The following is a 25,595-nucleotide window of genomic DNA, read 5'->3' on the forward strand; positions in this document are numbered from 1 at the left end:
GTCAGGCGCCGAGGGCCTTCCACGTGCGTGCGTCGACCACGCCCGTCGCCGGCAGGTGGTGGACCTGCTGCAGCCGGACGACGGCAGCCTTGGTCAGCTGACCGAACACCCCGTCGGCGCCGAGGTGGAGAGCCTTCTGCAGCGCGGCCACGGCCGGGCCGCGCGAGCCCACCCGCAGGACCGTCCCGGCGTAGGCGTGCAGCGACTGCGTGGGCGCCGGCGCAGGGGCCGGTGCCACCGGCGTGGTCGCCCTGACGAGCGCGGTCCACGTGGTGGCGTCGACGACGGCGGTGGCGGTCAGGCGGTGGGACCTCTTCCAGGCGATCAGCGCCTTGGCCGTCGCAGGGCCGAAGCTGCCGTCGGGCGTGATGTGCAGCGCCTTCTGCAGGGCGACCACCGCCGGTCCCCTGGCGCCGGTGCGCAGCACGGTGTGGACCCACGGCAGCAGCGGGCTGGCCGCCGGGGTCGGCTTGGGCGCAGGCGTCGGGGCCGGCGTGGGAGCCGGAGTCGGCTGCGGCGCCGGGGTGGGAGTCGGGGGAGGCGTCGGGTTGGGGGCCGGGATCGGGGCGCCGACGGAGGCGAGCAGGGCGTTCCAGGTGGCCAGGTCGACCTGTCCGGAGCCCGGCACCTGGTGCGCCTTCTGCCAGGCGGTCAGCGCTGCCGCGGTCTGCGGGCCGAAGGCGCCGTCGTTGTCCACCTTGATCACCTGCTGGACCGCCTTCACCGCGGCGACCTTCACCGCGGCGACCGGCTGCCCGGCGACGTCCGGTCTCAGGAGGCGCCCGTAGTTGGCCACGAGCGTGGTCTTCAAGGCGTCGGCGGTCAGCAGCGGGAACCGGCTCGGTGCGGGCGCGCTCACCGCTGCCGGCGCCGGCGCACCGTTGGCCATTGCCGCCAGCTGGGCGGCGCTGCCGTTGAACAGGCTCATGTCCAGGGGCGCGCTGAACCCCGGGAGTGTCGCCTGGTCGGTGTACTGCCAGAACGTCCACGAGGTCCACCCGCCGAAGGGCGCGGGCTGGGTGGCGGAGAAGCTGGCGACCCACAGGGGGTAGCCGGCGAAGGCCTTCGACCCCGCCATGGAGGTGGACCAGAAGGAGGGCCCGGCGTAGATCATCGGCAGTCGTCCGGTGCGCTGCTGCACCTGGGTGAGCCACGTCTGGGTCCACAGGGCGAGCTGGGTCGGGGTGAGCCTGCCGTTCTGCTCCAGGTCCAGCACCGGGGGCAGGTCGCCGGGGTGGTTGAGCGGCCCGACCGCGGTCGCGAAGTACGTCGCCTGCGCGGTGGCCGACGCGATGATCTGGGGGTCCGTGCTGCCCGACGGGCGGGCGAAGTGGTAGGCCCCGCGCATCATGCCGAGCGCCCCAAGGGTGGCGAAGTCCTTGGCGAAGTTCGGGTTCGTGTACGGGCTGCTCGGGTACGGACCTTCGGTCGCCTTGACGAACGCGAACGCCGCGCCGCCGACAGCGTGGGCCTGGCCCCAGTCGAGGGTGTAGCCGGTGACGTGCTGGTAGCTCGACACGTCCGGGCCGTAGACGGAGGCACCGGCCGGCCCGGCGGTCAGGACGAGCAGCGCCACCGCGCCGGTCAGCGCCCGGCGGGCACGGCGCGCCCGGGGGCTGAGCGTGTGACGGAAGTGACGCATGGTGCGCAGATTAGGCCAAAGACGCCCGTCGGCGTGGGCGTTCAGGGCAGAGTTGACCCAAATGAAGGAGGTCTCTTGCCAACCCACCGCATCGTCGTCGTCCGAGGGCTGCTCGCCCTCACCGCCGTGACTGCGCTCGCCGGCTGCGGCCCGGACTCGGCCACGACCCGCGCCGCGGCGCCCAGGGCGTCCTCTTCCGTGCCGCGCTCCGCCGCCCCGGCGCCGTCCGGAGCCGGCGCGTCGCAGGGCAGCGCCTCCCGGGTGAGCGCGTCACCGGCCACGGAGGCACCCACCACCGCCGCGGCATCCACCGCCGGTATGCCGTGTCGCGGGCAGGCGCTCGCCGGTCGCCTCGCGAGCTCGGACGGGGCTGCCGGCCACCTGCACCTCGTGGTGGCGCTGCGCAACATCGGGGGCATGGAGTGCACCCTCGACGGGTTCCCCACGGTGGGGCTCGTGGCCGAGGACGGGTCGGCCCTGCCCGTGCGCGCCACGCATGACGGGGACCTGGCCTTCCCCGCCAGGACACCGTCCACGGTCGTGCTCGCCCCCGGCGAGGTGGCCTCCTTCGACCTCGGCTTCAGCCACGTGCCCGCGGATGGGCAGACGGCCTGCCCGGCGGCCCAGTCGCTGGCCGTCACCGCGCCGGGGGACAGTCACCCCGTCCCGGTCCAGGCCGCCGCCGACCCCTGCGACGGCGGCCACCTGGCCGTGTCACCGCTCGTGGCCGGGGACCAGGGCAGCGTCGGCTGAGCCGGCGACGCCACGAGCCCGCGCGGGAGCTAGCCTCAGGCCACCGGCAGGTCGCGGTGCCAGGACTGGGTGACGTACTTCGTGGCGAACCCGACCGCCTCGTACAGCGCGGTGGCTCCGGTGGGGCTGTCCGCGTCGACCTCGAGGCCCACCCGGTCACGCCCGCGGCGCGCCGCATCGGCGATGACGGCGTGCAGCAACGAGCGGGCCACGCCACGGCCCCGCGCAGCAGCCAGCACCCCGAGGTACTCCACGTAGCTGCCGTCCGGCTCCCCGTCGGTGCCGGGGGAGACCGACCCGACGAGGGCGCCGACCGGGAGCGGCGTCATGCCGTCCCGCTCCAGCTCGGCGATCCACCAGTGGTCCCAACGGTGCCCGGGGTCCTCGCGCAGCCGGGCCACGAACTCGTCGAAGGACTCCTGGTGGGAGTTGAAGTGGTCGGTGAACGAGGTCTCGAGGATGTCGTGGACCGTGCGCAGGTCCTCCTCGTCCGGCATGGCGTCGCCCTCGCGGGCCACGAGGCGCACGATCACGCCCTCACCCGGCGGCGGGAACGCGTCCTCGTTGCCCTCCTCCGGCGTCACAGGCCGGCTCATCTGCCACCACGAGCGCATGCGCAGGAAGCCACGCCCGGTCAGCCACAGCTGCTGGCGCGGGTCGTCGGCGAAGGCACCGCTGTCCATCTGGGTCAGCTCGACGCCACGCTCCCGGCCGAGGTCGGCTGCCTGCTCGCGCGCCCACTCGAACAGGTATGCCGCGACGTCGTCCGCGCTAGCGGCGTCCAGGTCCGGGTCGACGACCACGGCGATGACGACGCGGGCTGCGGCCCGGTCGTGCACGGTGGCCCACCCCCGCGCCACGCCCGAGCCGTCGCGGAGCAGCAGGTGGCGCCGGGTCGCGGCGCCGCGACCGCAGACGTCGGTCTCCACGGCCGCGCGCGAGGCCGACGGCCAGCCGCGAGCGGTGCGCTCGTGGCGGCGCAGCAGGTCGAGCAGGTCGGCGACGTCTGATGCGTCGGGGGAGGAGGACGTCCAGTCCTCCGGAAGGGCTGGGGCGGCGTCCATGGCGACCATTGTCCCGCACCGTTGGCCCGCCCAGACCGCAGCCTGTCCCGGGGTGCGGCACGGGGTCGGGTGGCGCGGGCTGTGTCGGGGCTGGCGCGTCCCGCGCCGGTCAGTCCTGGCGGGGTGCGGTGGCGGAGGGGCGGGCCCGCACCGTCAGTGCCGCGAGCACCGACCCCACCATCCAGGTGGTGGCGTAGAGGAACGCGACCTGCGGCGACACCAGTGCCCACAGGAGGCCTGTGACGGCGGTGGCGCCGAGGTCGCCCAGCGACTGGACCAGCCCGAGCACGCCGAACCCGTTGCTGCGCAACGACTCGGGCAGGGCGCGGGCCACCAGGACGGACTCGGCGGTCTCCGCCAGGCCGATCCCGGTGCCTGCGAGCAGGAAGCCCGCGGCGAGCAGCAGGACGCCGTGCTGCTCCCGGGCGAAGGTCAGGTAGGCCAGGACGTAGAGGGCTCCGCCGCCGGCGAAGACCCATCGTGCGCCGCGACGGTCGATGAGGTGCCCGCCGACGACAGAGGCCACGGCCGCCATCGCGTTGTGCGCGGCGTAGAGCACGATCACCAGGCTGGTCGCGGCCGTCAGGCTGCGCCCGCCGGCGGCCGGGCCGTGCAGCAGGTCCGTGGCCCGCAGGATCAGCAGGGTCGCCGCGAGGTGGCCGAACTCGAACAGGGTCGCCGGGACGAGCACGCGGGCCAGGCCCTGCCGCCGGAGCTCGGCGAGGTTGAACGACAGCCGGCGGCGCCCCTCCGCCGGGAGCACCGACCGGCGTGCGGCCCGCGCCGCCACGGTGATGCATGCCGCCGCCAGCACGCCGGGGATGAACGCCAGCAGGATGGCGTGGCGCAGGCCGAGCGCGGCCACGAGCACCGCCGCGAGCAGCGGGCCGAGGACCGCGCCGGCGTTGTCCCCGGCGCGCTCCACCCCGAACGCCCGGCCGTAGGCGGCCGGGGGGACCAGCGAGGTCAGCAGCATGTCCCGTGCGGGCGACCGGATGCCCCGGGAGACCCACGCCACGGCACGGAGCAGTCCGACCTGCCAGACGGCCGTGGTCACCCCGATCGCGGCGGTCGCGACGGCGGTCCCGAGGTAGCCGCCCGAGGCCAGCCGGCCGCGCCGTCGCGGGTCGGCCGCCAGCGGGCCGCCGGCCAGCTTGCTCAGCCCGATGAGGGCGTCCGAGACACCCTCGACCGCGCCGAGCGCGGCGGGGCCGGCGTGCAGGGTCGAGGTGAGGAAGGCGGGCAGCACGCTGGTGGCCAGCTCGTGGCCGGCGTCGCTGAAGAACGAGGCCGCGCCGACGCCGGCGACCCCCGGGCTGAGCCAGGTGCCCTCCTCGTCGCGGCCGGGCTCGCTCACCCCCACACCGTCCTGCCCAGCCACACCCCGAGGAAGGCGGCGGCGACGCCGACGACGATGCTCCCGACGACGTTGGCGGCAGCGAGGAGCCGGGCGTCGTCCTCGGCCAGGCGCAGCGTCTCGTAGGAGAACGTGGAGTAGGTGGTGAGGGCACCGCAGAAGCCGGTGCCGAGGCCGGTGCGCAGGGCCACCGGGGCACCGGCCCCCACCGCACCGCTCACGGCGCCCATCACCAGGCACCCGACGACGTTGACCGCGAAGGTCCCCCACGGGAAGACGCTGTCGTGCCGGCCCTGCACCCACCGGTCGGTGAGGAAGCGCAGCGGGGCGCCGACCGCCGCGCCGGCCACGACCAGGAGCACCGTCACCGGTGCTCCTCGTCCGGCGCGACGTGCTGCTCCGGCTCGCGGCCGGCATACCGCACGACCTCGCACTCCTCGAGGGTGACCAGGCCCTCGTCGACCAGCTCCTCGAGCTCGGGCAGGAACGCCCGGACCCGGTCCGCGGTGTCGACGATGACGACCACCACGGGCAGGTCCTCGCTGAGGCTCAGCAGCCGCGTGGTGTGGATCCGGCTGGACGCGCCGAAGCCCTCGATGCCGCGCAGCACCGTGGCACCGGCCAGGCCGGCGCGGTGTGCCCGGTGGACGACCTCGGTGTAGAGCGGCTTGTGGTGCCACCGGTCGGACTCGCCGACCATGACGGTCAACCGCAGGGCCGGTCCGTGGAGCCTCATCGGGCCCTCCTCTCGACGAGCGCCCGCGTGCCGACCGCGGCCACCCACACCGCGGCCAGGGCGGCGACGACGGTGACGACCAGGTAGGCCAGGGCGATGGGCACGCGACCGCCGGTGGCGAGCCGCTGGATGTCGACCGCGTAGGTCGAGAAGGTGGTGAAGCCGCCGAGGACGCCCGTGCCGACGAACGGCCGCAGCAGGCGCCGTCCGGTCCACACGTCGGTGACCAGCACCATGAGCACCCCGATCAGGGCGCACCCGACGACGTTGACGGTCAACGTCGTCCACGGGAAGGCCGCCCCGCCGGTGCCCCAGGCGCGCCCGGCGAGGAACCGGGCGACGGCGCCGAGCGCGCCGCCGACCGCGATGGTGCCCAGCAGGGTGGCCTCGTCGTGCAGGTGACCCGGGCGGGGGGAGGGGCGGCGGCGCGAGGACCGCCGCGGTGGACGGGCCGGGCGGTCGTCGACGTCGGGGTCGACCGGCTCGCGGGCGGACAGCCGGGGACGGGATGGCACGAGACGATCCTCCTACCTGGACGGGGGTGGGTGCGCGCCGGCACCACGGTGTGCAGGTAGGGACTGTTGGCCTCCGGGGGACCGGCGACGGTTCGGGTCCGGCGAGCCCCACCGCCGGTCATGGTGCGCCGAGTGTAGCGAGCCTCCCGCCGAAGGCGTAGGGGCGGATGAGGCGGTTACGACGACAGGACGAGGGGCGGGGCGGGCGCCTGCGGCGTAATGGTGAGCACAGGCCGCGGGGGCCACGGGGTCGGGTGGAAAGGGGAGGGCGATGGTCGCGAGAGTGCGGCGAAGCGTCGTGCGGGTGGTGACGGTGGCCGCAGTCGGCCTGACCGGGGGGCTGGTGGCGCTGCCGCCGGCCGATGCAGCCGTCACCGCCGCACCCGCGCGGACGTGGGGGATCGGCCCGGCCACGACCACGAGCGCCTCGCAAGGGGTGCCCCGGGTGCTGGCGATCCAGCCGGTGGGCGACCGCATCTTCGTGGCGGGGACGTTCAGCAGCATCATCGACCCCTCGGGACGCAGCTACCCAGCCCAGAACGTCGCGGTGTTCTCGGCCACCACGGGCGCGGCGGACCTGAGCTTCGCCGGAGGCACGAACAACACGGTCACGTCGCTGGCCACCGACGGTGGCTCGACGCTCTACCTCGGCGGCACCTTCGGGACGGTCAACGGCCAGGCACGCAAGGGCCTGGCGGCGCTCGACACCACCACCGGCACCCTGCGGCCGTGGAACCCGTCGGTGGCCGGCACCGGCCAGGTGGACGCCGTCGCCTGGAGCGGCGGGTCGGTCTACGCCGGCGGCAACTTCACCAGCGTCGCCGGCGGCGGTGGCACCTCGCCGGCCTACGTGGCGAAGGTGGACGCCTCCACCGGCGCCGTGGACCCTTCCTGGACGCCCGCGCCCGACGGCCGGGTCCGCGCGCTCAACGTCGCCGCCGGCGGGAGCGCCCGGCTCTTCCTCGGCGGGGACTTCACCTCCGTGTCGGCGAAGGCCTCGACGAACAAGGTGGCCGCGGTCGCGCTGACCGGCACGGGTGCGGTGGACACCGGCTTCAAGGCGGCGGCGACCAACGCCGGCTCCTACGCACCGGTCTTCGACCTGACCTCCGACGGGGCGCGGGTCTACACGGCCACCGCCGGCTCCGGCGGGGCGTGCGCGGCGCTGAACGTCACCTCCGGGGCGCTGGTCTGGAGCGACCACAGCAACGGCAACATGCAGTCGGTCCGCCTCACCGGCGGGCAGCTGTACTGCGCGGGGCACTTCAGCGGGACGGGCTCGTTCCTGGGCCAGACGCGGTACAAGCTCGCCGCGGTCGACCCCGCCACGGGGGCGCTGTCCTCCTTCGCCCCCAACGTCAACAGCTCGCAGGGGCCCTGGGCGCTGGCCACGGACGCCACCCACCTCTACGTGGGCGGGGACTTCAGCAAGATCGCCGGCGTCGCGCAGCCGCACTTCGCGATGTTCCTCGACTCCTCGCTGGTGAGCACCCCGCTGCCGCCGACCGGCCTGGTGGCCAGCCCCGGCGACAACCAGGTGCGGCTGTCGTGGTCGGCACCGTCCAGCGACCGCGGCTCGGCGCTGAAGAAGTACAAGGTCTACCGCGCCACCACGCCCGGCGGCGAGCGCCTCGCCGGGACCCCGCTGGCGACGCTGTCCAACAGCACGCTGACCTTCACCGACACCACGGCGACCAACGGCAGCACGTACTCCTACGTCGTCGTGGCCACCAACGGTGTCGGGGCGAGCGACCCCTCGGCGGAGGCGTCGGCGACGCCGACCGGCAGCACCACCGCGACGGTGCCCGGGGCGCCGACCTCGGTGGCTGCCAGCAACCCGGCCGGGCTGATCCACCTGCAGTGGAACCCGCCGGTGAGCGACGGCGGGGCGACGGTCACGGCATACCGGGTCTTCCGCGGCACGGCCAGGGGCGGGGAGGACCTGGCCAACCCGGTCGCCACGGTGACGACGACGTCGTACGACGACGAGGTCGGCCTCACCGCGGGCACGACCTACTACTACGTGGTCAAGGCGGTGAACTCCGTCGGGGCGGGCCCGGCCTCGGCCGAGGTCTCGGCGACGCTGGGCGCCGGCAAGCCGGGTCCCGCCGCCCTCAGCGGCCAGCTCGTGGCCGGTCCCGCGGTGGCCCTGACGTGGACGATCCCGGCCGACGGCGGCTCGCCCATCACGAAGTACGTGGTGCTGCGGGACGGGGTGCGGCTGGTGACCCTCACGGCCACGCCGGGCGGGCCGACGTCGTACACCGACAGCAAGCCGCCGAGCGGCACGCACGTCTACCAGGTCAAGGCGGTCAACGCGGTCGGCAGCGGCCAGCTGTCCAACAAGGTGACGCTGACCGTGCCGTGACGCGGGTGCGGGGCTGCCGCCGGGTCGGTTGACCGCCGGAGGCGGGTCTGGCGATCCTCGAGGTGGGGGTGGGCAGCGACGAGGACCTGCTCGCCACGCTGCGCGAGCTGCTGCCGGCCGACGACCGGTGGCGCCACCGCCACGGCAGCCCCGGGCACGGGCGCTCCCACGTCCTGCCCGCCTTCGTCCCGCCCTACGCCACGGTGCCGGTCCTGGGAGGGCGGCTGGCACTGGGCACCTGGCAGAGCATCTGCCTGGTCGACCTCAACGTGGACAACCAGGAGCGGCAGGTGCGCCTGAGCTTCCTGCCCGGCTGAGTCGGCGCACGACGCCCTGTGGTGGGCGGTGCCGGGGAAGCAGTCGGGCCCCGGCTCCGCTTGCGCGGTGCCGGGGCCCGATCCCTGTGGGGTGAGTGACGGGACTTGAACCCGCGACATCTGCGACCACAACGCAGCGCTCTACCAGCTGAGCTACACCCACCATGCCGAACGACCGCCGCAAGAGTGGCGGTCGCGTGTTCAGCGGCGCCTATCGTACTAGGTCCGGCGGGGTGTTCTGACCACCCCCCGGCAGCACGCCACCCGCGGCGCGTCCGCGCAGGTCAGGAGCCCGGGATCTCGTGCCGGGCCGCGATCTCCTTCGCCGCGTCCGAGTCCGGGCCGGGTTGCTCCACGAAGACCGCCTCGCGGTAGTAGCGCAGCTCGGCGATCGACTCGCGGATGTCGGCCAGGGCGCGGTGGCCGCCGGACTTCTTGGGGGAGTTGAAGTAGACGCGGGGGTACCACCGGCGCGAGAGCTCCTTGATCGAGGAGACGTCGATGATCCGGTAGTGCAGGTGCGCCTCGAGCTCGGGCATGTCCCGGGCGAGGAAGTTGCGGTCGGTGCCGACGGTGTTGCCGCCCAGTGGCGCCTTGCGCGGCTCCGGCACCCACTCGCGCACGTAGGCCAGCACCTGGTTCTGCGCGTCCTCCAGGCTGATCCCGCCGTCGAGCACCTCGAGCAGGCCGCTGGTGGTGTGCATGTCGCGGACGAAGTCGTCCATCTGCTCCAGCGCCGCGGCCGGCGGCTTGATGACCAGGTCGACCCCGTCGCCGAGCTGGTTGAGCTCGAAGTCGGTGACTAGGGCCGCGACCTCGATGAGGGCGTCGTGCTCCAGGCTCAGGCCGGTCATCTCGCAGTCGATCCACACGATGCGGTCGTTGGTCGCGCGGTCGTTACCGTTCGTCGTCACGCAGGACACCCTAAGGGGGAGGCTGCACTAGCCTGCGCGTCATGACGTGGGGAACGCGGTCGGTCATCCGCCGCTGGGTCCAGGGCGCCGTCATGATCGTGGGCTTCGGGGTGTGTGCGCTGGTGCTGGGGGAGGCGGCCGGCGTCAGCGCCGGCGTGGGGGCCTCGCTGCTCGGCGTCCTGCTCGCCGTGCTGCCCCTGGGCGTGGTCGTCCCGGCGTTCCTGTGGCTGGACCGGTTCGAGGCCGAGCCGACCCGGCTGCTCGTGCTGACCTTCCTCTGGGGCGCGCTCGTCGCCAGCGCGGGGGCCCTCGTGCTCAACACCTCCACGATGGTGGTGCTGCGCAACGCCGGCCAGGACCCGCTCACCCTCGGCGCGGTCGTGGTCGCCCCGGTCGTCGAGGAGACCCTCAAGGGCCTGGTCGTGCTGCTCATCTGGCGGCTGCGCCGCCAGGAGTTCGACGGCATCGTCGACGGCATGGTGTATGCCGGGCTGTCCGCTGCCGGGTTCGCCTTCGCGGAGAACATCTTCTACCTCGCCCGCGCGTTCCACGACACCGGCGGCGCCGGCCTGGCGACCGTCTTCCTCCTGCGCGGGGTGATGGGCCCGTTCGCCCACCCGGTCTTCACGATCTGCACCGGCATCGGCCTGGGCGTCGCGGCGACGACCCGGCGCACCGGCACGCGGGTGCTGGCCCCGCTGCTCGGCTGGCTGGCCGCGGTGACGCTGCACGCGACCTGGAACCTGACCACGGTCGCGGGGATCCAGGGCTTCCTCGTGGCCTACGTGTTCCTGCAGGTGCCCCTGTTCGCCGCCTTCATCGGGGTGGCGCTGTGGGCGCGCCGGCGGGAGGGCCGGCTCATCGGCGTGCACCTGGCCCCGTATGCCGAGGCCGGGTGGCTGACCTACCCGGAGGTGCGCATGCTCGCCTCGATGCCCGACCGGCGCCGGGCCCGGGTGTGGGCGCGGATGACCGGTGGGCGGCGCTCGCTGGCGGCGATGACCGCGTTCCAGGACGTGGCCAGCGAGCTGGCCGTGCTGCGGATGCGTGTTGCACGCGGTGCCGGTGGGCCGGAGGCGCCGGCCCGCGAGGAGGCCCTGCTGCTCGACCTGGCGGCTCGCCGCCGCGAGTTCGCGGGGACCGTCCTGACCTGACCGCGATCAGGCGGTGTGCACCGCCGCCAGCAGGGCGGCATACGAGCGGACCAGCGCGGCCCGCTCCTGCGCGACCAGGGGGCTGCCGCGGTGGTGGCCGTCGCGCACCCACTCGTCGGAGAGCCGCATGGCCTCGGCGCGCTGCTCGGCGGCGAGGCGGACCTCGGCGGGGTCGACGCGGTAGGTGTGGGCGTAGAGCCGTTGCAGCGCCTGGACGAGCTCCTCGACGGCCTCGGGCGTGGGCGGCTTCTCGCCGCGCTGCACGCCCCGGTGGATCCGCCACCACTCGACCTCCAGCCGGGCCGCCTCGGTGACGTCGAAGTTCTCGCGGTGGGTGCGGGCGACCAGGGCGTAGAACTTGCGCATGAACTGGCGCGCCGCCTCCGGGTCGTTGTCGGGGAACGGTGCCCACACCTGGTTGGCCCGCAGCACCCACCACGCGCCGAGGGCAGTGCGGGTGCGGCTGAGCCCGAAGGCATGCCGCACCACCCGCACCGCGGCCTTGAGGAACGCCACCCACTCGTGGCGGTAGTAGCTGACCCACGTCTCGCACTCGAGCGTGCCGACGAGGCGCGGGTCGAAGTAGCGCATCGGCGGGGCCTGGCTGGTCTGCTGCACCCCTTCAGTGAACCGTGCGCGGGCCGCCCGTGACCCCGCTTTCTGGCGGATGCGCCGCTGGACGCGTGCATGAGGCCACCTCACCCACCCCTGCCGACCGGCTCGGGGCCCGGCGGGAATGCCGCGCGCGGAGGGGAGCGGGCGGCACACCGCGGTGGTTGGGGGCCGCAATGTCAGCTGCCGCAACGGGATTCGCGCCGGGGGTGCCGGCGTTTTCCCTCCCGTGGCAGCGCCTCGGCCCGGCTCTCTGCCGGACTGCCCCCGGGTACGCCGTGTGCTCGCCTACACTTCAGGCGTTCGCGGCGCCTCGGGCACCCGCGACGAGCCCTCGTAGCTCAGCTGGATAGAGCAAGAGCCTTCTAATCTCTGGGTCGCAGGTTCGAGTCCTGCCGGGGGCACAGGTTGTTTCAATCGGCATGGATTGCCCTTCCCGCCCCAGCGCCTCCCACGTGCTGATGCTGCCGTTGTCGTGACGTCCTGAATGAAGCACGACGCCACCCCGACGACTTAGGTCGGCGGACGTGAATGGCGCCCTAGTGGAATCGCAACGTGGTGTCGTACAACCCGGCGCCGGACAAGATGTGGGACCACCAGGACAAGGAAGCAGCCCAAGGCGGCCAGCAGGTAGAGAAGTCCGCGGGCAAGGTGTCCATGTGGCAAGGCCTGGGCCACCAAGCCGAGAAACGAGATCAAGAGGAGGGCTGCGAGCACGAAGGGACGCCACATCGACTATTCACCTCCCTGGCGAGGGCCCCATTGGCCGGGGGGCACCTCAGGATGCTGCCAGCCCAGGCACGAGAGCGCACGCACCTGCCGCAAGAGTGCGCCGCCGAGCGTCTTCGCCTTCTTGGTGGCGCACTGCCCTCTACGGGCGGTCTGGCCCCGGGCCGAAACGACTCTCAACCGCGGGGCGGGCCGGCTCTGCCGGTCAGGTGCCCGGCAGCGTGGGCGGGTCGGTCTGTCCCGTGCTGGTCGGCGAGGGCTGAGGGCTCGAGCTCGTCGGCGAGGGGGACGTGCTGGTCGGGCTGGGCGGCGCGCTGGTCGGCCCGGTGCCTGACGTCGACGGCTGCGGGGTCGTGCTCCGGGGCGTGGTCGGGCCCTCGGACGGCCTCGGCGCCGCGGTCGAGCTGGTCGGCCGCGCGACCGGAGTGGCCGACGTCGTGCCCTGGTCGCTGCCTGGGACGTCGTGCGTGGGCCCGATGCCGGAAGCGGCGGTGGAACCAGTGGCGGTCGTGTCGTTGCCGGCGGGGGTGGCAGCCACCGGTGTGGTGGCCGGCCCGGGCTGCTGCTGGGTCGCCGCCGGGGCCGAGGCGGCCGGCGCGTCCAGGTGCGCCCAGACCGCACCGATGCCCAGGCCGATGACCGAGGCTGTGCTCAGGCTGACCATCCAGACCTTGACCGTCGGCGGGGGCAGCATCGGGAGTCTCCTCAGAGGTGGGGGGCAGCCGCAGGTCAGGGCCCCGGTGACACCAGCCCCGGCACTGGCGTCGGGCCCTGCACCCTGGCAACGACCCTACCCAGACCCGGGTTACCCGGCAGTACGGGCATCGACGCCGTCGCCGTCGGCGCGCTCGCCGAGGGCCACCGGACGAGAGGGGTCGCTCACCCACTCGCTCCACGACCCGACATACAGCGCAGCGCGAATCCCCAGCAGCTGCAACGCAAAGACGTCGTGGACGGCGGTGACGCCCGAGCCGCAGTAGACGCCGACCTCGGTCTCGTCGGTGACCCCGGCCAGGGCATAACGCGCTCGCAGCTGCGCGGTCGGGCGGAAGCCGGCGCCGTCCAGGTTGTCGGACGTCGGCACGTTGACGGCGCCGGGGATGTGCCCGGCCACCGGGTCGAGAGGCTCGACCTCCCCGCGGTAGCGCTCGGGGGCCCGTGCGTCGACCAGGACGCCCTCGCGGGCGACCCGCGCGGCCCCGGCCGCATCGAGCACGGGCAGCCGGCCGGGTGCCGCGCGGAAGTCCCCGGGAGGCACTGCCGCCTCACCGGTCTCGACCGGTCCGCCAGAGCGGAGCCAGGCGGCCCACCCGCCGTCGAGGAGCAGGACCTGGTCGTGACCGTGGTGGCGCAGCAACCACCAGCACCGCGCCGCGAACGTGTTGGCGGCGTCGTCGAGGACCACGACCGGCCGGTCCGCGAAGACCCCGCACCGGCGCATCGCGGCGGCGAAGTGCCCGGGGTCGGGCAGCGGGTGGCGCCCCGCGGCGGGAGGGGCGGCCAGGTCGGCGTCGAGGTCGACGAAGGCAGCCCCGGGGAGGTGCCCGCGCAGGAACTCCTCGCGCCCTGAAGGCCCTTCGCGGCTGTAGCGCACGTCCAGCACGCTGACCTCGCCGAGCCGGGAGGCCAGGTCCGCTGCGGTGATCAGCTCGTCCATGCCGCGGATCATGCCAAAGCGGCCGGCATCCGGGCGGTCCTACGCCGCCACCACCGCCAGGTCTCGTCGACACCCCAGACCAGCACCGGGAACGGCAGGAGCAGCAGGAGCAGCCACGGTTGCGGGATGGCCGTGCCGAACACGCGCTGCAGCGCCGGCACGGCCACTACGGCGGACGCGAAGGCCAGCTCGAAGGCGATGCCCCACAGCAGCAGCCGGTTGCTGGTGAACCCGACCTGGCGCAACGAGGAGTGCTGGGTGCGTGCGGCCACAGCGGTGCCGACCTGGCAGGCCACGATGCCGAGGAAGGTCATCGTGGTCGCCTGCAGCCACACGTGGTGCAGCCGCCCGGAGTCGACATCGGCGCCGAGGGTCCAGCCCCCGTGCAGCAGCGTGACCAGGAAGACGCTGGTCACCAGGACCGCCGAGACCCCGCCGAGCAGGCCCCAGGCCCGGGCCAGCATCGGGCCGTCGATGACGTTCTGCCCGCGTCGCCGCGGGGCCCGGTCCATCAGGCCCGGCTCGGCCGGCTCGCGGCCCAGGGCGAGGGCGGGCAGCGTCTCGGTGCCCAGGTCGATGGCCAGGATCTGCATCACCGTCAGCGGCAACGGGATCCGGCCGCCGGAGAGGGCGTAGACCAGGAACGGCACGACCTCCGGGGTGGCGTGGGCGAAGATGTAGACGATGAACTTGCGCACGTTCTCGTAGACCTGCCGGCCCGCCTCGACGGCGCTGACGATGGTGGCGAAGTTGTCGTCGGTCAGCACCATGGTCGCCGCCTCGCGGGCGACGTCGGTCCCCGAACGCCCCATCGCCACGCCGATGTCGGCCCGCCGCAGTGCCGGCGCGTCGTTCACCCCGTCACCGGTCATCGCCACGACCTGGCCCTGGTCCTGCAGGGCGTCGGCGATCCGCAGCTTCGCCTCGGGCGAGCTGCGCGCGAAGATGAGCTCCCGGTGGCGGGCCAGCAGCACGTCCAGGTCCGCCTCGGGCATCCGTTCCAGGTCCCGACCGGTCACGATCGGGGTCCCGGGCCCTCCGATGCCGACCTTGCTGGCGATCTCGCGTGCGGTCAGCCCGTGGTCGCCGGTGACCACGATCAGGCGCATTCCCGCCGCGTGGCACCGCGCCACGGCCTCGCGCACCTCAGGTCGCGGCGGGTCCTCCAGTGCCACGAGGCCCAGCAAGGTGAGGCCGTCCTCGGCGGCGGACCTGGTCAGGCGGGCCAGCTCGTCACGGGCCAGCGCGCGATCGGCGACGGCCAGCACGCGCAGCCCCTCGCGCGCCCAGGTGGCGACGAGCTCGTCGAGCATCGCCCGCGTCGGCGCGTCAAGCGGCTGCTCGGCTCCGTCGCAAGCCACCGAGGTGCACCGGGGGAGGACCTCCTCGGGCGCCCCCTTGACCCGCGCCACGGCGCCGTCCCCGGACCGGTCCACCGACGTCATCCGGCGCAGCTGGGGGTCGAAGTGGAACTGCAGGAGCCGGTCGGTGTGCCCGGCGGGGAAAGCCACGTCGACGGCGTCGGCCAGGTGCAGCAGGGCCAGCTCGGTGGAGTCCCCAGCCTCGGAGTCGGCCCGCGTCGGGTCCCAGCTGGCGTTGTTGCACGACACCCCCGCCTGCACCATCCGTGCCAGTGGGCCGCTGACCGGAGACCGGACGGAGGCCACCGCAACCTCGCCCTGCGTGGTCCAGCAGCGCACGACCCGCATCCGGTTGAGGGTCAACGTCCCGGTCTTGTCGGTGCAGATCACGCTGGTCGACCCCAGTGTCTCCACCGCGGAGATCCGCTTGACGAGGGCGCCGCGCCGGGCCAGGGCCCGCACCCCGACGGCCAGTGCCAGGGTGATGGTCGGCAGCAGGCCCTCCGGGACGTTCGCCACGAGCAGGCCGATGGCGAAGTTAACGGTCTGGCCGAGGGACAGCCCGGCGAACACCGTGCCCAGCGGGATGAACGCCACCCCGATGACCACCGCGACCACGGCGATCAGCCGCGCCACGTGCCTGACCTGTCGCTCGAGGGGGCTCTCCTCGTGCTCCACTCGCTGGGACAGCGCCGCGATCCGACCGAGCTCGGTGCGCATCCCGGTCGCGAACACCACCGCGGTCGCCTCGCCGCCGGTGCAGCTCGTCCCACTGAACAACAGGTCGTGGGCCTGGAGCAGTGGCCGGTGTCCCGTGGCCGGCAGGGGGGTGCGCAGAACCGGCATGGACTCGCCGGTGAGCATCGAGATGTCGACCTCGACCGACCCCGTGAGCAGGCGCGCGTCCGCCGAGACGCGGTCACCCTCGCTGAGCACAAGGACGTCGCCGGGGACGAGCATCCGGGCGTCCAGCAGGCGGGTGACCCCGTCGCGTATCGCGCGTGCCTGGGGAGGCAGGTACGCCGACAGGGCCTCGACCGCCTTCTCGGCCTGTCGCTCCTGGGCGAAGGCGAACACGGCGTTGAGCAGGATGACCGCCACGATCGCCACCGACAGCGCCGGTGTGCCGCTGACCTCCGCGAGCAGGGCCGCGACCCACAACAGCAGCGCCAACGGGTGCACGAGCTGGTCGACCAGCTGGCGGGGCCACTGGGTGCCACCACGTCGCACCAGCTCGTTGGGGCCGCCCGCCTGCAGCCGGCGGGCGGCCTCGCGGTCCGAGAGTCCCTCGCGACGGGTGCGCAGGTCGCGCAGCAGGCGTTCCAGCGACTCCTGCGGGTCCACCGAGCTGTCCGGGGTGTGCGCGAGGGGATCGACGGACTGGTCCACGACACCTCCTGCACCCGACGACCTGCCCATTAGCCGTCGGGACCCCGGCCCCCGCAAGAGGCGAACGACCCCGGCGGACCGCTCGTCCAGCCAATCCTCAGGTTCGGCCCAGCCACCACGAAGCACGGCGTGGTGTGGTGGGATCAGCCCGACCAGGGAACCCCAGTCCGCCGGAGGACCGCGTGCTTCGCCAGCTGCTCGACCGCCTCGTGCCGAACGGGTCCGGCGCGCGTCCACCCGCCGCGTGCCTCGACTGCCGAAGCGGCATCCACGAGGGGTGCGCCGGCTGGTGTGCCTGCGAGGTCTCGGGCCACGGCGCCCAGACGCCGGCCGAGCCCGGCGCCGAGGTGGCGCGCGAGCGAGCCTGACCGCGCCCGGCCGCAGCTGCGCCCAGGACGCCGCGCCCGGGGCCGGCGTGGACGCCGGCCACCGCGGCTCAGCCGGGGAACAGCGTGGCGTCCGCCGCCGCGGCGTACTCGTGCGCCAGCGGCCGGCCGCCTTCGGGGGCTGGGGCGAGGTCCACCACCACCCGGCAGCCCGGGTCCCCGACGGCGATGCGCTCCTCGAGCAGCACCGCCACGCCGTGGTCGCTGTTGCGGGCGGCGATCCCGCCGAACACGCTGGAGGTCATCCGGCACAGGGAAGGGGCGCGCTGGACCACGTCCCCGAACGGACAGCGGGTGTTGCCCAGCACGATGCGGTGCTCGGTGGCCTCGATGACGTAGAAGCCGCCGTCGATGGCGTGCTTCAGCCGGACGTAGCAGTCGGCCATCTGCTCCGGCGTCAGGCGCCCGACGATGGCCTCGGCGGCGCGGAACTCCTCCTCCATCTGCCCGCCGATGTCGGCACCGACCTGGGCGACGGCCGCCGCGGCGGCGTCGGGGCCCTGCTGCGTCTCCACCGTCCGGGCCAGCTGGACGACCAGGGCGCGCAGGAACGACTCCTTGCCGAAGCCGCCTCCCGGCAGCGCCTCGTCCAGCTCCGGGAGTGCGCCGAAGGTGCGCAGCGGAGGGTCGTGGCTTACCGCGGGGGCCCGGTTGACCGGCAGGGTCACCGACACGGTCATCCCGCCGGCACGGCGCACCTCGGCCGCCAGGCTGGGCGTCACCTGCGAGACGAGGAAGAGCCCGAGCCCCGCCTCGGCCAGGGTCGCGGACCCGGCCCTGGGTGCCAGGGTGACCGGCTGCGCGAGCCGGGCCGGGTCGAAGCCGGGCCCGAGGTCGCGCACGGTGAGCACCGGTTGGGGCTGTGCCCAGGACAGCGAGACCCACACCGGACCGCCGGCGTGGCGCACCGCGTTGCCGACGACCTCGCTGAGCGCGAGCTCGGCGTCCTCGACCTCGCTGCCGGGCTCTCCGTGGCGGCGCAGGTAGGCCACGACCTCACGTCGGAGCTCGCCGACGGCGCTGGCGTCATCGGCCTTGAGGAACCAGTCCACCGGCCCATTCTCTTCCCGTCCTGTCCGCGGCGCGAACCGCCCTGCTCGTGGGGTGCCAGGTCCGGACGCGAGGGCTCATCCGGGCGCCGGCACGTTCGGCACCGCCCGCTGCGCCTCGGCCATCGACCGGTCGAGCCGGATCGCGGCCGACACTCCCGGCCGGCAGGACGGCGGCGCTCCGGAGAGGTCGGCGCGAACGGCCTTCTGCCTGAATCGTTCCCGCGCTCCCCGAATGGGTCAGTCGTGGCTCTAATCTTGGTCAAGCAGGGTCTCTTCGGGTGGCGCAAGCCCTAGAGTCCCGGTCCCATGGGGGACGTGTCACCGACGACGGGTGTGCTCCGGGACCGCCGCTTCCTGCGGCTGGCTGCGGCGCGCACGATCTCGACCTTGGGCTCCGGCTTCGGCCGGGTGGCCCTGGCCTTTGCGATCCTGGCGATGCCCGGCGCCACCCCAGCCCGGCTCTCGCTGGTCCTCGCCGTCCAGGCACTGCCCGCGCTGGTGTTCATCCTGGCCGCGGGCGTCATCGGCGACCGCTTCTCGCGCTACCGGCTCATCGTCGGGGCCGAGCTGCTCGCGGCGGTGGCCTGGGGCGCGCTGGCCGCGATGCAGCTGACCGGATGGGCACCCCTGCCAGCGATCCTGGTTGCCGCCGCGCTGTCGGGACTGGCAGGCGCGCTGCTGATGCCGGCCCTCAGCGGGGTGCTCCCGGAGTTCGTCGCCCCCGAGCAGCTCCAGGCGGCCAACGCCGTGCTGCGTGTGGGACAGAACGTCGCCATGGTGCTGGGCCTGGCCCTGTCCGGCGTCACGGCAGCAGTGTTCGGTCCCGGTTGGGCCCTCGCGGCCAATGCCGCCTCGTTCGTCCTCAGCGCGGTGCTGGTACTCGGGATGAAACTGCCCTCCCGGGCCCCGCTGCACGGGTCGGCGCTGTCCGACCTCCGGCACGGCTGGCGCGAGTTCTCCTCGCGCCAGTGGCTGTGGGTGGTCGTCGTGCAGGGGGCGTTCGTGCTGGCCGCGATGATGGCCACTCTGGGCGTGCTCGGCCCCCTGCGTGCCCGCGACCAGCTCGGGGGAGCCCGCGGCTGGGCCCTGCTGGTCGCCGCTCAGGCCGCGGGCAGCATCCTCGGTGCCGTCGTCGCCACCCGCGTGCGGGCTCGGCGACCGATCCTGGCCACGGTCCTGGTGACCCTGGTCTCGGCCCTGCCGATGGCCTCGCTCGGGTTCGGCGCCCCGCTGTGGGTCAGCGCCGGCGCCATGTTCCTGTGCGGCGTGGCGGCCGACGTCTGCGCGGTGCTGTGGGTCAGCACCATCCAGCGCGAGGTGCCCATGGAGGCGATGTCCCGGGTCAGCGCCTATGACCTGTTCGGCTCCCTGGCCTTCGCCCCGCTCGGCCTGCTGGTCGCCGGCCCTCTGGCCACGGCCATCAAGACGGCACACGCCCTGGAGCTCTGCGCGGGCATGGTGGTCCTGGCCACCCTGGCGGCCCTGTGCTCTCCCTCCGTGCGCCGCCTGACGCTGACCGAGCCGGCCTCCGAACGGGTGGACGAGCCGGCCGCTGAGCCGGTCGCCCAGCTGCTGGTCGTCGAGCCGGCCGCCGAGCCGGTCGAGGAGCCCGCCGCGCTGGCTGCCGAGGAGCCCGCGGCGGTGGTGGCCGAGGAGTCCGCCGCCACGGCTCCGGCCAAGGCGGTCCTGCCTGCCCCGGCCGACACGGGCGTCGCCCAGGCGGTCTGATCACGTTTCCTGTGGTGCCGCACCGCGGCAGGTGCTGGGATGTCAGGGTGCGCGCCCGCTACCTCGCCGCGGCCACGGCCGTCTGGGTCACGGCATACCTGCTCGTCTACGTCGCGCTCATCGACCAGCAGGGGGACACCCCGGTCGCGTGGTGGTACGTCGCCCTCGTCGGTGTCGCCGGGCTCTTCCTGGCCGGCGCCGCGATCAGGCGCGCGCCGATGTTCGTCCTCATCCTCGCCGTGGCGGCGCTGGCGGTCTCCATGATCATCGCGCTGGCCTCGATCGGGCTGCTCCTGCTGCCCGCGGTCCTCGGGGCCGCCGCGGTGATCGGGCTCGGTGGTGCCGAGCGCCAGGGGTGACCAACAGTTTTCCCAGCCGTTACGTGGCGAAACGCTGCCTTGACCTGTCCCGCCTACCGTCCCGGACACAGGGAGGAGGCGTCGATGACGATGCGGGCAGGCGCGGTGGGTGCGCTGGTGGACAGCAGGATCGGTATCACGAGCAGTCGCCGCGGCGACGAGCTCGCCGCGCTGCTGGAGCGGCGGGGAGCACGGGTGGAGGCGGCCCCGGCGCTGGCGATCACGCCGTGCCCGGACGACGCGGCGCTGCGGGCGGTGACCGCCCGGTGCATCGAGCGCCCGCCGGAGATGCTCATCGCCACGACCGGGCTGGGCATGAGCGGCTGGCTGGAGGCGGCGGCGGAGTGGGGGAGGCGGCGCGAGCTGGTGGCCTCGCTGCGTCGGGCCGAGATCTTCGCGCGCGGGCCACGGTCGGTGGCGGCGCTGCGCTCCGCCGGCCTGCGGGAGACCTGGGCCTCGGACTCCGAGGCCATGGAGGACGTGCTGGCCCACCTCGGCGGCCGTCAGCTGCACGGGCGACGGATCATCGTGCAGGAGCACGGGTCGTCGGCGCCCGGCCTGACGGCGACGCTGCGCTCGCGCGGTGGTCACGTCAGCACGGCCACCGTGCACCGGTTCAGCGTGGCCGCGGACCGGGACCCGCTCTACCGCATGGTCGGCCTGGTCGCCGACCGCGAGCTCGACGCCATCACCTTCACGTCCGCCCCGGCGGCGCGGGTGCTGCTCGAGGTCGCCGCCGACACCGGCCGGCACGGTGACTTCCTGACGGCGCTGCGCCGGGACGTGGTCACGGCGTGCATCGGGCCGGTCACCGCCGAGGTGTTCGACGCGTGGGGGGTGCCGACCATCCGTCCCGCCCGTGCGCGGCTGGCCGAGCTGGTCGCCGGGCTGGGCGACGCCCTGGCCACCCGCCGGCAGGGCACCCGGCTGGTCGTGGCCGACCACGAGCTCGTGCTGCGGGGGGAGCAGGTGCTGCTCGACGGGGTGGAGGTGCGGCTCACCCCGGGGCCGCGGGCGATGCTGCGCGCCCTCGCCGGCCGTCCCGGCCACGTCCTCTCCCGAGCCGAGCTCCTGGCGATGCTGCCGGGGGACGGGTTGCGCACCGAGCACGCGGTCGAGGCCACCGTCGCGCGCCTGCGTCGCGCGATCGGGCCGGGGCTGGTGCGGACGGTGACCAAGCGCGGATACCGGCTCGCGGTCCCGCTGTGAGGCCTGGTGCTGCTGTGGCGCCCGTGCCGTTGCACCGTGTGGCCGCTGGTGGGACGCTTCGTGATGTTGCTGACGGCGAGCCGAAGTTGAGTCCGCGCGACGAAAACGGCAGGCTTGCGCCTTGTGATGCGCGGGGTCGTTGACGAGGGTCTGCTGGAGGCAGCGGGTGAGCTGCGCGACCTCGTAGCAGTCACCCGCTTCCCGATCGACACGGGCGCCGTGGACGTCGCCCGCGACGCCCAGGAAGCGTTGCTCGACCAGCTCGACGACTACGTCCTGCCCCGCCTCAAGGCCATGGACGCCCCGCTGCTCGCGGTGATCGGCGGCTCCACCGGAGCGGGCAAGTCCACCCTCATCAACTCGATCGTCGGCGCGACGGTCAGCCGCAGCGGTGTGCTGCGCCCGACCACGCGGGCCTCGGTGCTCGTGCACAACCCCGAGGACGACCAGTGGTTCACCAGCCACCGGGTCCTGCCCGGGCTGGAGCGGGTCCGCGGCGGCACGGGCACCGGTGGCCTGCACGCCGTCGACGACCCCTCCGAGGTGCGTCTCGTCGAGTCCAACGCCCTGCCCTCGGGCCTGGCGCTGCTGGACGCCCCGGACATCGACTCGGTCGTGCGGCCCAACCGCGAGCTCGCGGCGGAGCTGCTCTCGGCCGCCGACCTGTGGCTGTTCGTCACCACGTCCTCGCGCTACGCCGACGCGGTGCCGTGGGCGATGCTGCGGCAGGCCGCCGAGCGAGGCACCTCGGTCGCCATCGTGCTCGCGCGGGTGCCCCGCGAGCACATGGAGGAGGTCCGGGGCCACCTCAGCGAGATGCTGCGCGGCGAGGGCCTGGCCTCCGCCCCGATCTTCACCGTCCCCGAGGCCACGCTGACCCGGGAGGGACACCTCCAGCCGCAGGAGGTGGCCCGGATCCGGTCCTGGCTGGCCGCGCTCGCCCGCGACGCCAAGGCCCGTTCGATCATCGTCCGCCGCACCCTTGGCGGGGCGCTGGACTCGCTGCGTGACCGGGTCGCCGACCTGGCCCAGGCCAGCCAGGCCCAGCACGAGGCCACCCAGGAGCTGCGCCGTGCCGCGGAGCGGGCCCACGCCCAGGCTGTCGAGGCCGTGGAGTCCGGCATCAGCGAGGGCACCCTGCTGCGTGGGGAGGTCCTCGCCCGGTGGCAGCAGCTGGTCGGCACGGGGGAGTTCCTGCGTCACGTCGAGGCCCACATCAGCAGCTGGCGCGACCGCTTCACCTCCGCGATCAAGGGCACGCCGCCGCCGGCCGCGCCGCTCGGCGAGGCGCTGCAGTCCGGTGTCGCCGAGCTGCTGCGCGCCTACGCCCAGGGTGCCGCGGCGACCACCGCGCGCCGCTGGCGGCAGCTGCCCGGCGGGGCCGCCCTCCTGGAGGAGCACCCCGAGCTGGCCCACCCCTCCGCCGACCTCGACGAGCGGGTCGAGCGCCTCGTGCGCGACTGGCAGGGGCAGCTGCTGGAGCTGGTCCGGGCCGAGGGCAAGGACCGGCGCACGACCGCGCGGATCATGGCCTTCGGCGTCAACGGCCTGGCCGTCGTGCTCATGCTGGTCGTGTTCAGCCAGACGTGGGGCCTCAGCGGGGCGGAGGTCGGTGTCGCCGGTGGCGCGGCCGTTCTCGCGCAGCGGCTGCTCGAGGCGATCTTCGGGGACCAGGCCGTGCGCACCCTCGCGCTCAAGGCCCGCAAGCAACTCATGGACCAGGTCGAGGCGCTCTACGCGCAGGAGCGCGAGCGCTTCGACCGTGCACTCGAGAGCGTGGAAGTGGTGGCATCGCAGGCGAAGCAGCTGACCGACGCGGCCGCAGCGGTGGAGGCCGCGCGGTGAGCATCCTCAAGCTGGGGTCACGCCCCAACACCACCGCCCCGGCGGTGGGGGACCTCGGGGCACAGGCCGTCGCGCTGCGGGCCGCGCTGGAGGCCGGCGGCACCCGCTTCGACCCGGCCGACCGCCGCATCGCCAAGAGCATCGTCAACAAGGTCGACGAGCGCACCGCGATCACCGGTGGGCACACCGTCGTCGCCCTGGCCGGCGCCACGGGCAGCGGCAAGTCGAGCCTGTTCAACGTGCTGGTCAACGGTGACGTCGCCGACGTCGGCACCCGCCGGCCCACGACGTCGCTGCCGACGGCCGGCGTCTGGGGCGCCGAGCCGGCCACCCGCCTGCTGGACTGGCTCGGGGTGGGCCGCCGGCACGCCGTCGAGGGGCACGACGCGGGTGAGGATGCCGAGGTCCTCGAGGGCCTGGTCCTGCTCGACCTTCCCGACTTCGACTCGACCAACGCCGAGCACCGCGCCGAGGCGGACCGGGTGCTCGACCTCGCCGACGTGTTCGTCTGGGTGACCGACCCGCAGAAGTACGCCGACGCCCGCCTGCACGACGAGTACATCCGCACCCTGGCCAGCCACGCGGCGGTCACGCTGGTGGTCTTCAACCAGGCCGACCGCCTCTCCCCGGAGTACCTCGCCGCGTGCCGCGCCGACCTGACCCGCCTGGTCCACGAGGACGGCGCCACGGGCGCGGAGGTCATCGTCACCTCGGCCCACACCGGCCAGGGGATCCGCGACCTGCGCCGTGAGCTGGGGGAGGCGGTCAGCCGCCGCACCGCAGCCCAGCAGCGCCTCGCCGGTGACCTGCGGTATGCCGCGGGCCGCCTGCGCGACGCCGTCGCCGACACTGAGCCCAGCCTCGAGGGGGCCGCCGACGGCCCCCTGGTCGAGGCGCTCATCCGCGCCGCCGGGGTCCCGACCATCCTGGCTGCCGTCGAGCGCGACTACCGGCGTGAGGCATGGGCCCGCACCGGGTGGCCGTTCACCCGCTGGGTGCGCGCCTTCCGGCCCGACCCGCTGACCCGGCTGCGGCTGCAGCCGGAGAAGTCCGACACCGCCGTGCCGGGCATCACCGCCGCCGACGTCCGGGCCGTGCTCGGCCGCTCCTCCCTGCCCCCGGCCACGCCTGCCGCCCGGGCCGCCGTCGACCTCGCCACCCGCGACCTGGTCGACCAGGCCGCCGAGGGCCTGCCCCAGCCGTGGGCGGACGCAGTCGCCGACGCAGCCCAGGAGCAGCGCCCCGAGCTGACCGACGCGCTCGACCAGGCGGTCCTGCAGACGCCGCTGCGGGCGAGCAAGCCGCTCTGGTGGGCCGTCACCGGGATCGCCCAGATGGTGCTCGCCGCGGCTGCCGTCGCCGGCGCGGTCTGGCTCGGGGTGCTGTCGGTCATGGGCTGGCTGCGCCTGCCTGCCGTGCCCACGCCCTACGTGGGTCCGGTGCCGCTGCCGACCGTGCTGCTCATCGCCGGGCTGGTGCTGGGCTTCCTGCTCGGGTTCGGCTGCCGGTCCGCGGCGCAGGTGGGGGCCCGCCGGCGCAAGGAGCTGGTCGCCGGCCGGCTCGAGGAGGCCGTGACCGAGGTCGCCGACACGCACATCGTCGCCCCGCTGGAGGCCGTGCTGGCCGAGCACCGGCGCACCCGGGAGCTGCTCGAGGAGGCCGGTGCGGCGGCCTGATCGGCGCGGCGGCCTGATCGGGCCGGCCTGACCCTGTTGTTGCTGACGACGGCGCGGCAGGCCCGCCCGGCGCCCCGGGTGTGGTCATCCACATGGGGGGTGGGGGTTCGTCCCACCATCCACAGGCCGCACCGGCCCGTGGCCCGGTTCACCGTGCAGACCCGAGTCTGGAGGAACCCGCCGAGCGGTCGGCGGGACACCAGATGAGGGGATGCACAGATGAACGAGAGCTATGTGACCGTCAGCGGCAACGTCGTGGGGGACCCGGTGGTCCGCACCACGCGGGCCTCGGTGCCGTTCGTGACCTTCCGGGTCGCCTCGACGGTGCGGCGGGTGGACGGCAAGACGGGGGAGTACATCGACGGTGGCACCAACTACGTCAACGTCACGGCCTTCCGGGCGCTGGGGGTCAACCTCGCCAGCTCGCTGCACAAGGGTGACCCGGTGATCGTCTACGGGCGGATGCGGATCAACCAGTGGGTCAACGGCGACCGCAGCGGCACGTCGGTGGAGATCGACGCCTACAACGTCGGTCACGACCTGTCCCGCGGGCAGTCGCAGTTCACCCGCGTCGCCAAGCCGCAGCTCGACCCGCAGGACCGGCTGGCCGACCCCGCCGTCCAGGAGGCGCACGACGAGCTCGACCGGGTCGACCTCGGGGGCGAGCACGACGGGGCGGGGGCCGGCGGGTTCGACCGCCCGGAGGAGGCCGCCGACACCGACGACTACGCGCTGGCAGGTGCCTCCGGCGCCTGAGCGGTGCTGACCTGCC

23 protein-coding genes and 2 tRNA genes are annotated in these 25,595 nt (G+C 74.2%); 12 read left to right on the forward strand and 13 right to left on the reverse strand.

Annotated elements, in window-relative coordinates; all coding sequences use genetic code 11:
• Position 1: 1 nt before the first annotated feature.
• Positions 2–1,642, reverse strand: coding sequence for a GH25 family lysozyme (locus FB474_RS20640; RefSeq protein ID WP_185746042.1), 1,641 nt, complete (start codon positions 1,640–1,642; stop codon positions 2–4).
• A 75-nt stretch (positions 1,643–1,717) separates the two neighbouring features.
• Between FB474_RS20640 and FB474_RS04735 the strand changes: the two genes are divergently transcribed.
• Entirely contained in the window at positions 1,718–2,395 is a 678-nt protein-coding gene (locus FB474_RS04735) for a DUF4232 domain-containing protein (protein ID WP_141787599.1), read from the forward strand.
• Between the two features lie 35 nt (positions 2,396–2,430).
• On the opposite strand, the gene FB474_RS04740 is transcribed toward FB474_RS04735, so the two are convergent.
• From FB474_RS04740 to crcB, 5 genes are all read right to left on the reverse strand, one after another.
• Positions 2,431–3,459 (reverse strand): GNAT family N-acetyltransferase, encoded by a 1,029-nt coding sequence (locus FB474_RS04740; protein ID WP_246092047.1) that lies wholly within the window; start codon positions 3,457–3,459, stop codon positions 2,431–2,433.
• 109 nt (positions 3,460–3,568) lie between these two features.
• Positions 3,569–4,816, reverse strand: a complete 1,248-nt coding sequence (locus FB474_RS04745) for an MFS transporter (protein WP_221632429.1) — start codon at positions 4,814–4,816, stop codon at positions 3,569–3,571.
• Positions 4,813–5,184: a fluoride efflux transporter FluC gene (locus FB474_RS04750; protein WP_141787601.1), complete on the reverse strand. Its 372-nt coding sequence runs from the start codon at positions 5,182–5,184 to the stop codon at positions 4,813–4,815. Before FB474_RS04750 ends, FB474_RS04745 begins: the two co-directional genes overlap by 4 nt.
• Positions 5,181–5,552 (reverse strand): DUF190 domain-containing protein, encoded by a 372-nt coding sequence (locus tag FB474_RS04755; RefSeq protein WP_141787602.1) that lies wholly within the window; start codon positions 5,550–5,552, stop codon positions 5,181–5,183. The genes FB474_RS04750 and FB474_RS04755 overlap by 4 nt, the downstream gene beginning before the upstream one ends.
• Positions 5,549–6,067: a fluoride efflux transporter CrcB gene (crcB, locus tag FB474_RS04760; protein WP_221632430.1), complete on the reverse strand. Its 519-nt coding sequence runs from the start codon at positions 6,065–6,067 to the stop codon at positions 5,549–5,551. Before crcB ends, FB474_RS04755 begins: the two co-directional genes overlap by 4 nt.
• Positions 6,068–6,350: 283 nt before the next feature.
• Here crcB and FB474_RS04765 point away from each other — a divergent pair, with 283 nt between their 5' ends.
• Both FB474_RS04765 and FB474_RS04770 read left to right on the forward strand, forming a co-directional pair.
• Complete coding sequence (locus FB474_RS04765; protein ID WP_141787603.1) at positions 6,351–8,435, forward strand: fibronectin type III domain-containing protein; 2,085 nt, start codon at positions 6,351–6,353, stop codon at positions 8,433–8,435.
• 53 nt (positions 8,436–8,488) lie between these two features.
• Entirely contained in the window at positions 8,489–8,752 is a 264-nt protein-coding gene (locus FB474_RS04770; protein WP_281286357.1) for a YjbQ family protein, read from the forward strand.
• Positions 8,753–8,839: 87 nt separating this feature from the next.
• Here FB474_RS04770 and FB474_RS04775 read toward each other — a convergent pair.
• Together FB474_RS04775 and orn are read right to left on the reverse strand one after the other, a co-directional pair.
• Positions 8,840–8,915, reverse strand: a tRNA-His gene (locus tag FB474_RS04775).
• A 121-nt stretch (positions 8,916–9,036) separates the two neighbouring features.
• A complete protein-coding gene (orn, locus tag FB474_RS04780; RefSeq protein ID WP_221632431.1) occupies positions 9,037–9,666 on the reverse strand; it encodes an oligoribonuclease in 630 nt (209 codons plus the stop codon).
• 41 nt (positions 9,667–9,707) lie between these two features.
• Between orn and FB474_RS04785 the strand changes: the two genes are divergently transcribed.
• Complete coding sequence (locus tag FB474_RS04785) at positions 9,708–10,820, forward strand: PrsW family intramembrane metalloprotease (RefSeq protein WP_141787606.1); 1,113 nt, start codon at positions 9,708–9,710, stop codon at positions 10,818–10,820.
• Between the two features lie 6 nt (positions 10,821–10,826).
• Here the strand turns inward: FB474_RS04785 and FB474_RS04790 are convergent, their stop codons facing one another.
• Complete coding sequence (locus FB474_RS04790) at positions 10,827–11,438, reverse strand: hypothetical protein (RefSeq protein ID WP_246092049.1); 612 nt, start codon at positions 11,436–11,438, stop codon at positions 10,827–10,829.
• A gap of 324 nt (positions 11,439–11,762) precedes the next feature.
• Between FB474_RS04790 and FB474_RS04795 the strand changes: the two genes are divergently transcribed.
• Positions 11,763–11,836, forward strand: a tRNA-Arg gene (locus FB474_RS04795).
• 530 nt (positions 11,837–12,366) lie between these two features.
• Here FB474_RS04795 and FB474_RS04800 read toward each other — a convergent pair.
• The 3 genes from FB474_RS04800 to FB474_RS04810 all read right to left on the reverse strand — a co-directional run bounded on the left by FB474_RS04800 (position 12,367) and on the right by FB474_RS04810 (position 16,568).
• Positions 12,367–12,855 (reverse strand): hypothetical protein, encoded by a 489-nt coding sequence (locus tag FB474_RS04800; RefSeq protein ID WP_141787607.1) that lies wholly within the window; start codon positions 12,853–12,855, stop codon positions 12,367–12,369.
• 111 nt (positions 12,856–12,966) lie between these two features.
• On the reverse strand, positions 12,967–13,818 hold the full coding sequence (locus tag FB474_RS04805) for a sulfurtransferase (protein ID WP_141787608.1): 852 nt from the start codon (positions 13,816–13,818) through the stop codon (positions 12,967–12,969).
• An 8-nt stretch (positions 13,819–13,826) separates the two neighbouring features.
• Positions 13,827–16,568 carry a cation-translocating P-type ATPase gene (locus tag FB474_RS04810; RefSeq protein ID WP_246092050.1) on the reverse strand — a complete coding sequence of 914 codons (2,742 nt, stop codon included), beginning with the start codon at positions 16,566–16,568 and terminating at the stop codon, positions 13,827–13,829.
• A gap of 182 nt (positions 16,569–16,750) precedes the next feature.
• Between FB474_RS04810 and FB474_RS04815 the strand changes: the two genes are divergently transcribed.
• Positions 16,751–16,936, forward strand: coding sequence for a hypothetical protein (locus FB474_RS04815; RefSeq protein ID WP_141787610.1), 186 nt, complete (start codon positions 16,751–16,753; stop codon positions 16,934–16,936).
• A gap of 68 nt (positions 16,937–17,004) precedes the next feature.
• On the opposite strand, the gene FB474_RS04820 is transcribed toward FB474_RS04815, so the two are convergent.
• Positions 17,005–18,006 (reverse strand): ATP-binding protein, encoded by a 1,002-nt coding sequence (locus FB474_RS04820; protein ID WP_141787611.1) that lies wholly within the window; start codon positions 18,004–18,006, stop codon positions 17,005–17,007.
• Between the two features lie 306 nt (positions 18,007–18,312).
• On the opposite strand from FB474_RS04820, the gene FB474_RS04825 reads away from it, so the two are divergent.
• From FB474_RS04825 to FB474_RS04850, 6 genes are all read left to right on the forward strand, one after another.
• Positions 18,313–19,734 carry an MFS transporter gene (locus FB474_RS04825; protein ID WP_141787612.1) on the forward strand — a complete coding sequence of 474 codons (1,422 nt, stop codon included), beginning with the start codon at positions 18,313–18,315 and terminating at the stop codon, positions 19,732–19,734.
• A gap of 47 nt (positions 19,735–19,781) precedes the next feature.
• The gene (locus tag FB474_RS04830) at positions 19,782–20,093 is read left to right on the forward strand and encodes a hypothetical protein (RefSeq protein ID WP_141787613.1); all 312 of its coding nucleotides are present in this window, start codon (positions 19,782–19,784) and stop codon (positions 20,091–20,093) included.
• An 84-nt stretch (positions 20,094–20,177) separates the two neighbouring features.
• A complete protein-coding gene (locus FB474_RS04835; RefSeq protein WP_221632432.1) occupies positions 20,178–21,302 on the forward strand; it encodes a uroporphyrinogen-III synthase in 1,125 nt (374 codons plus the stop codon).
• Positions 21,303–21,428: 126 nt separating this feature from the next.
• The gene (locus tag FB474_RS04840) at positions 21,429–23,147 is read left to right on the forward strand and encodes a P-loop NTPase family protein (protein WP_141787614.1); all 1,719 of its coding nucleotides are present in this window, start codon (positions 21,429–21,431) and stop codon (positions 23,145–23,147) included.
• The gene (locus tag FB474_RS04845; protein ID WP_246092051.1) at positions 23,144–24,823 is read left to right on the forward strand and encodes a GTPase; all 1,680 of its coding nucleotides are present in this window, start codon (positions 23,144–23,146) and stop codon (positions 24,821–24,823) included. The genes FB474_RS04840 and FB474_RS04845 overlap by 4 nt, the downstream gene beginning before the upstream one ends.
• A 219-nt stretch (positions 24,824–25,042) precedes the next feature.
• Positions 25,043–25,579, forward strand: coding sequence for a single-stranded DNA-binding protein (locus tag FB474_RS04850; protein WP_141787615.1), 537 nt, complete (start codon positions 25,043–25,045; stop codon positions 25,577–25,579).
• The last annotated feature ends 16 nt before the right edge of the window (positions 25,580–25,595 follow it).

Source organism: Oryzihumus leptocrescens (assembly GCF_006716205.1).
GTDB classification, from domain to species: Bacteria; Actinomycetota; Actinomycetes; order Actinomycetales; family Dermatophilaceae; genus Oryzihumus; species Oryzihumus leptocrescens.